8 protein-coding genes are annotated in these 8,525 nt (G+C 68.4%); 5 read left to right on the top strand and 3 right to left on the bottom strand.

Annotated features, from left to right (window positions below; all coding sequences use genetic code 11):
* Positions 1 to 93: 93 nt before the first annotated feature.
* Positions 94 to 372, bottom strand: a complete 279-nt coding sequence (locus tag B3S45_RS04355) for a DUF2277 domain-containing protein (protein WP_194383642.1) — start codon at positions 370 to 372, stop codon at positions 94 to 96.
* Positions 373 to 545: 173 nt separating this feature from the next.
* Positions 546 to 2,048: an IMP dehydrogenase gene (guaB, locus tag B3S45_RS04350; protein ID WP_286717597.1), complete on the bottom strand. Its 1,503-nt coding sequence runs from the start codon at positions 2,046 to 2,048 to the stop codon at positions 546 to 548.
* Positions 2,049 to 2,425: 377 nt separating this feature from the next.
* Between guaB and B3S45_RS04345 the strand changes: the two genes are divergently transcribed.
* Genes B3S45_RS04345 through B3S45_RS04325 form a run of 5 tightly spaced genes read left to right on the top strand, consistent with a single transcriptional unit; the run spans position 2,426 to position 6,873 of the window.
* Positions 2,426 to 3,685, top strand: a complete 1,260-nt coding sequence (locus B3S45_RS04345; RefSeq protein WP_194385562.1) for a branched-chain amino acid ABC transporter permease — start codon at positions 2,426 to 2,428, stop codon at positions 3,683 to 3,685.
* 9 nt (positions 3,686 to 3,694) lie between these two features.
* Complete coding sequence (locus B3S45_RS04340; protein ID WP_071046043.1) at positions 3,695 to 4,675, top strand: branched-chain amino acid ABC transporter permease; 981 nt, start codon at positions 3,695 to 3,697, stop codon at positions 4,673 to 4,675.
* 28 nt (positions 4,676 to 4,703) lie between these two features.
* Complete coding sequence (locus B3S45_RS04335; protein WP_286717594.1) at positions 4,704 to 5,693, top strand: ABC transporter ATP-binding protein; 990 nt, start codon at positions 4,704 to 4,706, stop codon at positions 5,691 to 5,693.
* Positions 5,690 to 6,430 carry an ABC transporter ATP-binding protein gene (locus B3S45_RS04330; protein ID WP_071046040.1) on the top strand — a complete coding sequence of 247 codons (741 nt, stop codon included), beginning with the start codon at positions 5,690 to 5,692 and terminating at the stop codon, positions 6,428 to 6,430. Before B3S45_RS04335 ends, B3S45_RS04330 begins: the two co-directional genes overlap by 4 nt.
* 32 nt (positions 6,431 to 6,462) lie before the next feature.
* Entirely contained in the window at positions 6,463 to 6,873 is a 411-nt protein-coding gene (locus B3S45_RS04325) for a VOC family protein (RefSeq protein WP_228480804.1), read from the top strand.
* 97 nt (positions 6,874 to 6,970) lie between these two features.
* Here the strand turns inward: B3S45_RS04325 and B3S45_RS04320 are convergent, their stop codons facing one another.
* Positions 6,971 to 8,248: an ABC transporter substrate-binding protein gene (locus B3S45_RS04320; protein ID WP_194383644.1), complete on the bottom strand. Its 1,278-nt coding sequence runs from the start codon at positions 8,246 to 8,248 to the stop codon at positions 6,971 to 6,973.
* Between the last annotated feature and the right edge of the window lie 277 nt (positions 8,249 to 8,525).

Here is an 8,525-nt window from a genome sequence, read left to right as displayed (position 1 = left end):
GACATCGACGCGATTCTCCGACGATGCGGCGGCAGAGAATGTCGCGGCAGACGCGGGCGGTCAGGCGCCGCGGGCGGGGCAGACGCGGGCGGGTCAGGCGGCCGAGTAGCGCCCGGAGGCCTCGGCGCGGGCGCGCTTCTTCGCCGCCTCCTCGTCGCGGTTCTTCGGCGGCGCGCTGGTCACGAGGTCGTCCAGCAGGTGCTGCGTGGCATGAGCGATGTCGGCGACGGCACGGTCGAATGCATCGCGGTTCGCCTGCGACGGCTTCGTCGTCCCGGCGATCTTGCGCACGTACTGCAGCGCCGCGGCGTGCACCTCGTCGCTCGTCGCCGCGGGCTCGAAGTTGTGGAGCGTGTGGATGTTCCGGCACATGCCGCCGACTGTACGCCGGTGTCGCCCGCTGTCGCACGTGGTGGAACGTCGGAGAATCGGTCCGATGTCGGAGGATCCTGCGCAAATCGTCCGACATCGGCGCGACTCTCCGACCTCGGCGCCGCGCGGCGCGGGCTCCGGGCCTCGCGGCGCGGCGCCGCGAGCGCGCGGGGTCAGCGCTTGTAGTTGGGCGCCTCGACGACGATCTGCACGTCGTGCGGGTGCGACTCCTTCAGCCCCGCCGAGGTGATGCGCACGAACTTCCCCTTGGCCTTCAACTCGTCGATCGTGCGCGCGCCGACGTAGAACATCGACTGACGGAGGCCGCCGACCAGCTGGTAGGCGACCGCGGAGACGGGGCCGCGGTAGGCGACCTGCCCCTCGATCCCCTCCGGGATCAGCTTGTCGTCGTTGGGCACATCGGCCTGGAAGTAGCGATCCTTCGAGTACGACGTCTTCTTGCCGCGCGTCTGGAGGGCGCCGAGGGAACCCATCCCGCGATAGAGCTTGAACTGCTTGCCGCCCTGGAAGACGACCTCGCCCGGCGACTCGTCGGTTCCGGCCAGCAGCGATCCGATCATGACGCTCTCCGCACCGGCGACGAGGGCCTTGGCGATGTCACCGGAGTACTGCAGTCCGCCGTCGGCGATGACCGGGATGCCCGCCTCGCGCGCCGCCAGCCAGGCCTCGTAGATCGCCGTCACCTGGGGCACGCCGACACCGGCGACGATGCGCGTGGTGCAGATGGACCCCGGGCCGACGCCGACCTTCACCGCGTCGACGCCCGCGTCGATGAGCGCCTGCGCACCCTCGCGGGTCGCGACGTTTCCGCCGATGACGTCGATGTGGTCGAACGACCGATCACCCTTGATGCGCCGCACCATCTCGATCACGCCCGCCGACTGGCCGTTCGCGGTGTCGACGACGACGACGTCGACACCCGCGTCGCGGAGGGCCTCGGCGCGTTCCCACGCGTCGCCGAAGAAGCCGATCGCCGCGCCGACGCGCAGGCGGCCGTGCTCGTCCTTGGTCGCCAGCGGATACTTCTCGCTCTTGTCGAAGTCCTTGATGGTGATGAGGCCGGCGAGCTTGCCCTCGTCGTCGATGAGCGGCAGCTTCTCGACGCGGTGCTCGGCGAACAGGGCGATGACCTCGTTCGCGCCGATGCCCACGTTCCCGGTGACCAGGCCATCGCTCGTCATGACGTCTCTCACGAGAGTGGTCTGACGCTCGAAGCCCGACACGAACCGCATGTCGCGGTTGGTCACGATTCCCACCAGACGCCCCTCGGCGTCGACGACCGGCAGACCCGAGATGCGGTACTGCGCGCACAGCCCGTCGACCTCTTCGATCGTGGCCTCGGGCGTCGTCGTGATCGGGTCGGTGATCATTCCCGACTCGCTGCGTTTGACGCGGTCGACCATCGCCGCCTGGTCGGCGATCGACAGGTTCCGATGGATGATCCCGATGCCGCCCTCCCGCGCGATCGCGATCGCGAGGCGCGTCTCGGTGACGGTGTCCATCGCGGCGGAGATGAGCGGGGTGGCCACGGTGATGCGGCGGGTGACCCGGCTGGAGGTGTCCGCCTCGCTCGGGATGACGTCGGTGTGTCCCGGCAGCAGCAGGACGTCGTCGTAGGTCAGTCCGACGAAGCCGAAGGGGTCGTGGTGCTCCATGGGTCCTCCTGCGCCCGTCGCTGTCGGGCGCGTGCAGATCGGGGTGACGGCGTGTCGATCCGAGAATTCTCGACTCGTCGATTCTAAGGCGCGCGCGACCCGTCGCATTCCCGGCACCCCTACGGGGTGGGAGCGCTCGATCCGGGCGCATCGCGGGAGCGGTTCCGCCGTTCGAGATCAAAACGAGATGCAGGCCACGAATGTGTCGTTGGCCCGAAACAACGACGACACATTACGCTCGTACCGTCGATCATCACGGCCGATGCGACCTGAGCTCGGCGCGCTGGTGTGCCGAGCTGGGAGGTTCAGTGAGTCCTTCGACCACGATCGCGACACCTCGATCGCGCCTACGGGCGTTATCGGTCGTCATCGGCCTGATGCTGGCGCTGCTGGGCGTCTTCGCCGCCTCCGCGCCGGCGAGCGCCGCGGAGGGCGACCCCTACCGCATCAGCGGGAACGTCCAACTGGACGGCGAGCCGCTGCCCGGCATCATCCTCGTCATCGATGGCCCCGGCGGCGCGCAGGAGGTGGAGACCGACGAGAACGGCCAGTGGAGCGTTCAGGTCCCCGAGCGCGGTGACGAGAACGAATACACCGTCACCCTCGACGAGAACTCCCTCCCCGAGGGCATCGCGGTCGTCGACCCGGAGGACGACACCCCGAACGTGCTCGAGGTGGTCGTGGGCCCCGGCGGGTTCGCGGCGGTCAACTTCTTCATCGGCGAGGGCGAGCGCAACGTCACCTCCTTCTTCGACCAGCTGGTGCAGCGCGTCGTGCAGGGGATCAGCTTCGGCCTGATGCTCGCCCTCGCCGCCGTGGGCCTCACCCTCGTCTACGGCACGACCGGCATCTCGAACTTCGCCCACGGCGAGATGGTGACCTTCGGCGCCATCGTCGCCTTCGTGCTGGTGGGCCCCGCGAGCCTCGCCCTCCCGTGGTGGCTGGGCTATCCCCTCGCGGTGGTGCTGAGCGCGGCTCTCGGACTGGTGATGGATGCGGCGCTGTGGCGACCGCTCCGCAGACGCCGGGTCGGGGTGGTGCAGCTGATGATCGTCAGCATCGGCCTCTCCCTCGCCCTGCGATACACCTTCCAGTTCTTCATCGGTGGCGGCACCGCACAGCTGCCGGGCGCCTCGGCCCCCAAGATCCCGCTGTTCGGGGCGGTGCAGATGAGCGTGATCGACATGGCGTCGATCGTCATCTCCATCGTCGTGATCGTCATCTTCGCCTTCTGGCTCACCCGCTCGCGGATTGGAAAGGCGACGCGGGCGATCTCCGACAACCCGTCTCTGGCGGCCGCATCCGGCATCGACGTCGACTACGTCGTGCGCGTGGTGTGGGTGCTCGCCGGAGCCCTCGCGGGCCTCGCCGGCATCCTCTACGCGTACTACCGCCCCGGAATCCGCTGGGACATGGGTGCGCAGCTGCTGCTGCTGATGTTCGCGGCGGTCGTCCTCGGCGGCCTCGGCACGGCATACGGCGCCCTCATCGGCGCCCTCATCGTCGGCATCGTCGTCGAGGCGTCGAGCCTGTGGATCCCGGCGGACCTCAAGTTCGCCAGCGGACTGTTCATCCTGATCGTGATCCTGTTGTTCCGACCACAGGGCATCCTCGGTCGACGCGAGAGAATAGGTTAGGCGCAGACCATGGACTGGCTTCAGATCCTCTCCAACTCGGCAAGCTCGATCCTGAGCCCCGCCACCATCGGCTACGCCCTCGCGGCGCTCGGTCTGGCGATGCACTTCGGCTACGGCGGCCTGATCAACATGGGCATCGCCGGCTTCATGGCCATCGGCGCCTACGGCTACGCGATCTCCGTCCTCACCTTCGGGCTCCCGTGGTGGCTCGCGGCGATCCTGGGACTGGTGGCCGCGGCGATCTTCGCTCTCATCCTCGGCATCCCGACGCTGCGGCTGCGAGGCGACTACCTCGCGATCGTCACGATCGCCGCCGCGGAGGTCGTGCGACTGCTGTTCCTCACGACCGCCTTCGACGACGTCACCGGCTCGGCCGACGGCCTGAGCGGCTACCACGCGAGCTTCCGGGCCTCGAACCCGATCCCCGACGGCACCTACGGCTTCGGCCCGTGGATGTACAACGAGACCCAGTGGTGGGTGCGCATCATGGGTCTGCTGACACTCGCGTTCGCGGTGCTGGTGGTGTGGATGCTCACCCACAGCCCATGGGGTCGCGCACTCAAGGGCATCCGAGAAGACGAGGACGCGGTGCGCTCGCTCGGCAAGAACGTCTTCGCCTACAAGATGCAGACCCTCGTGCTCGGTGGCGTGATCGCCGCCGCGGGAGGCATCGTCTACGCCCTGCCGGCGGCCATCAGCCCCGGCGTGTACGTGACGTCGCTGACGTTCTTCGTGTGGACCGCGCTCCTGCTCGGTGGCGCCGCCACCGTGTTCGGCCCGCTCCTCGGGTCGCTCATCTTCTGGGTGCTTCAGACCTTCCTCTCCAACGTCCTTCCCGCGATGGCCTCGGCCGGTCTGCTGTTCGGCATGTCGGCCATCCAGGCGGCGACGCTGCGATTCATCCTCGTGGGCGTGGCCCTGATGCTGCTGGTGATCTTCATGCCGCAGGGCCTGCTCGGCAACAAGAAGGAGCTGACCTTTGTCAAGTGATACGCCGGCAGGCGCCGAGCCGCCCACGATGACCTCTCCCACGCCGCGCCCCAAGACGACGGGCCTGCACAAGGGCGACGCCGCACCGGGCTGCGCCAAGGTCGACCCGATCATCGTCGCCGATAACGTGCGCCGATCCTTCGGCGGCGTGCACGCCGTCGACGTCGACCATCTCGAGGTGCCGCGCGGGGCGATCACCGCCCTCATCGGACCGAACGGCGCCGGAAAGACGACGCTGTTCAACCTCCTCACCGGTTTCGACAGGCCCGACGAGGGCACGTGGAGCTACGACGGACGCGATCTCGCCGGCGTTCCCGCCTACAAGGTGGCCCGGATGGGTCTCGTGCGCACCTTCCAGCTGACGAAGGCCCTCGGGCTGCTCACGGTGCTCGACAACATGAAGCTCGGCGCGACCGGCCAGCGGGGCGAGAGCTTCTGGGGCGGTCTGTTCCCGCCGCTTTGGCGCAAGCAGGACAAAGACATCGAGACCCGAGCGATGGGCATCCTGCAGAAGTTCAAGCTGGACACCAAGTCGGCCGACTTCGCCGCGAGCCTCTCGGGAGGTCAGCGCAAGCTGCTCGAGATGGCGCGCTCGCTCATGACCGATCCGACGCTCGTCATGCTCGACGAGCCGATGGCCGGCGTGAACCCGGCGCTCACGCAGTCACTGCTGGACCACATCCTCGATCTGAAGGACGAGGGGATGACGGTCCTCTTCGTCGAGCACGACATGCACATGGTGCGTCACATCGCCGACTGGGTCGTCGTGATGGCCGAGGGCAAGATCGTGGCCGAGGGCGACCCGCACTCGGTGATGAAGGATCCGGCCGTGATCGACGCCTACCTCGGCGCCCACCAGGACGTCGACCTGGGTGAGGTCACCGGCCGCATCCCGGTGCAGGGCGAGGCGGCATCGGCGTCCGGCCTGTCCAAGGCCGACATCGAGGCCGAAGCGGAAGCCGAGCTCGAGGCCGAGGAAGCCCCGAAGCGGCGCCACCACGAGGAGGACGAGCGATGAGCACCGCCACGACCACCGGCACCACCGTCGTCTCCGTCGAAGACGTGCACGCCGGCTACCTGCCGGGCGTCAACATCCTCAACGGCTGCAACCTCGTCGCACACCAGGGCGAGCTGATCGGCATCATCGGACCCAACGGCGCTGGCAAGTCCACCCTTCTGAAGGCGATCTTCGGTCAGGTGAACGTGCGCAGCGGCACCGTCACTCTCGAGGGCGACGACATCACGGGCCTGAAGGCGAACAAGCTCGTCGCCCGGGGCGTGGGCTTCATCCCGCAGACGAACAACGTCTTCCCCTCCCTCACGATCGAGGAGAACCTGCAGATGGGCCTGTACCAGCGCCCGTCGGTCTACGCCGAGCGGCTCGAGTTCGTCACGGGGATCTTCGCCGAGCTCGGCAAGCGGCTGAAGCAGCGCGCCGGGTCGCTCTCGGGCGGCGAGCGCCAGATGGTGGCGATGAGCCGCGCACTCATGATGGACCCGAAGGTGCTGCTGCTCGACGAGCCGTCCGCCGGTCTCTCGCCCGTGCGGCAGGACGAGGCGTTCATCCGCGTCTCCGAGATCAACAAGGCCGGGGTGACGTGCATCATGGTCGAGCAGAACGCGCGCCGCTGTCTGCAGATCTGCGACCGCGGCTACGTGCTCGACCAGGGCCGCGACGCCTACACCGGTTCCGGCCGTGAGCTGCTGAACGACCCGAAGGTGACGGAGCTCTACCTCGGCACGCTCGGCGCCTGACGCGCGCCCGCCGAAGGCGTATCGTCGGCGCCATGAGCGATGACGCACGCGTGGACCTCGGCGAGTTCTCCCTGAGCCTGGCCGTGAGGGATCTGGCCGTGTCGACGGCCTTCTACGAGCGCCTCGGCTTCGAGGCGTTCGGCGGCGATGCCGCGTCGGGGTGGCGGATGCTGCGCAACGGCACGACGGTGATCGGGCTGTTCCAGGGCATGTTCGACCGGAACATCCTCACCTTCACACCCGGCTGGTCCGCCGAGGGACCGACCGAAGAGCCGTTCACCGACGTGCGCGATCTGCAGCGGACCCTTCGCGAGCACGGCGTGGAGTTCGTCGAGTCCGCCGACGAGACCGGCGACGGCCCCGCGAGCTTCACCGTGGTCGACCCGGACGGCAACCCGATCCTCGTCGACCAGCACGTGCCGCGTCCGTCCACCGGCGCCTGAGCGCGACGCTCGACCGGCCGCGACCCCGGCTCGCGCCGGTATACGGCGGGAGGCCCCGCGAGCCGAAGCTCACGGGGCCTCCGTGGGTGCGAGACGATCAGCCCTGCCAGGCGGCGTAGGTGTTGTCGTCGCCGTACTCGTAGATGCCGATCGACGCCTCGGTCGGGTCGCCGACCTCGTCGAACGTGATCGGGCCGGAGACGCCGTCGTAGTCGGCGGTGCCACCGCCCACGATGATGTCGGCGCACTCAGCGTAGGAGGTGCAGGTCTCACCGTCACCGGTGCCACCCGAGACCTCCTGCAGCGACGCCGCGATGTCCGCCGGGTCGGTCGAGCCCGAAGCGAGCGACGCCAGCGCGAGCAGCACCGTGGCGTCGAAGGACTCCGCCGCGTAGCTGTACTCCTCGAGCGGGTCGGAACCCTCCTCCTCGAGGAAGGCGTCCAGCTCGCCGGTGAACTCGCCGAGCGTGTCGATCGACAGACCGGGCAGCGTGCCCTTCGCGCCGGTGAGCGAGCCCTCCGGGAACTCGTCGCCGAAGTTCGACAGGTTGCCGTCGACGAAGTACATGTTCTCGGCCGGGAACTGTCCGAACAGGCTCGGGAGGATCGTGGTGATCTCCTCGAACGTGATCAGCGCGATGGCGTCGGGGTCGGCCGCGAGCACCTCGTTGATCTGGGCGTCGAACGTCGTGTCACCGGTGTTGTACGTCGGCTGCGCGACGACCTCGCCACCGGCCGCCTCGAACGCCTCCTGCACGTAGCCGGCGAGGCCGGTGCCGTAGGAGTCGTTCAGCACGATCATGCCGAGGGTCTGCGCGCCGTCCGCGGCGATGAGGTTCCCGAGGACCTCACCCTGCAGCACGTCGGACGGGGCGGTGCGGAAGTACAGGCCGCCGTCGTCGTACGTCGTGAACGCGTCGGACGTGTTCGCCGGCGAGAACTGGATGACGCCGGCGCCGGTGACCTGGTCGATGAACTGCAGCGACACACCCGACGAGGCCGCACCGATGATCGCGGAGACGTCCTCGCCCAGCAGGCGCGGGATCTCGGTCTCGTAGGCCTTGTTGTCGGTGTCACCCGAGTCGCCGTAGACGACGTCCATGCTGAGGCCCGTGGTGTCGGAGACCTCGTTGATCTGCGCCGCGGCGTAGGCCACACCCGCCTCTTCCGGCGGTCCCAGGAACGCGAGGTTTCCCGTCTGAGGAAGGGCCGTTCCGATCGTCAGAGTCATGTCTTCGACGGGACCGGCCGCATCGCCGCTGTCGCCGCTGTCGTCGCTGCCGCCCCCGGCACAACCCGCCAGGACGAGAGCGCTCACACCGACGACGGCCAGGCCGCCGAGAGTGGTCGCGCGCGAACGTGTGATGACGCTCATGTTGCTCCTTGCTGTGTGTGATTTCACGGGAAGGCTCGGGCGCCCACCCAGTGATCACAACCTAGTCGCGCCGACGTCTCTGCGATGTTGCCGTTCGTTAACGATCTGTAACGGGAGGCGAGAGGAGGTCACGATCCGGCAACGACGGCGCCGGAGCGGCCGCGTTTCGTCTCGCTCCGCTCGCTCAACGACCGGAAGGTGAGGGGCGAAAGGGGAGGCCAGCGTTTCGTCTCGCTGCGCTCGCTCAACGACCGGGGGGTGCCCCTATGTTCTTTGT

Origin of the sequence: Microbacterium sp. UBA1612, from assembly GCF_002321605.1 — a bacterium.
GTDB classification, from domain to species: domain Bacteria; phylum Actinomycetota; class Actinomycetes; order Actinomycetales; family Microbacteriaceae; genus Microbacterium; species Microbacterium luteum.
This window is presented reverse-complemented; position numbering and strand designations above follow the sequence as displayed.

Excerpts from the sequence above, each read along its gene's own strand:
- B3S45_RS04355 (WP_194383642.1), bottom strand. The coding sequence starts at position 372 with ATGTGCCGGAACATCCACACGCTCCACAACTTCGAGCCCGCGGCGACG.
- guaB (WP_286717597.1), bottom strand. The coding sequence starts at position 2,048 with ATGGAGCACCACGACCCCTTCGGCTTCGTCGGACTGACCTACGACGAC.
- B3S45_RS04345 (WP_194385562.1), top strand. The coding sequence starts at position 2,426 with ATGCTGGCGCTGCTGGGCGTCTTCGCCGCCTCCGCGCCGGCGAGCGCC.
- B3S45_RS04340 (WP_071046043.1), top strand. The coding sequence starts at position 3,695 with ATGGACTGGCTTCAGATCCTCTCCAACTCGGCAAGCTCGATCCTGAGC.
- B3S45_RS04335 (WP_286717594.1), top strand. The coding sequence starts at position 4,704 with ATGACCTCTCCCACGCCGCGCCCCAAGACGACGGGCCTGCACAAGGGC.
- B3S45_RS04330 (WP_071046040.1), top strand. The coding sequence starts at position 5,690 with ATGAGCACCGCCACGACCACCGGCACCACCGTCGTCTCCGTCGAAGAC.
- B3S45_RS04325 (WP_228480804.1), top strand. The coding sequence starts at position 6,463 with ATGAGCGATGACGCACGCGTGGACCTCGGCGAGTTCTCCCTGAGCCTG.
- B3S45_RS04320 (WP_194383644.1), bottom strand. The coding sequence starts at position 8,248 with ATGAGCGTCATCACACGTTCGCGCGCGACCACTCTCGGCGGCCTGGCC.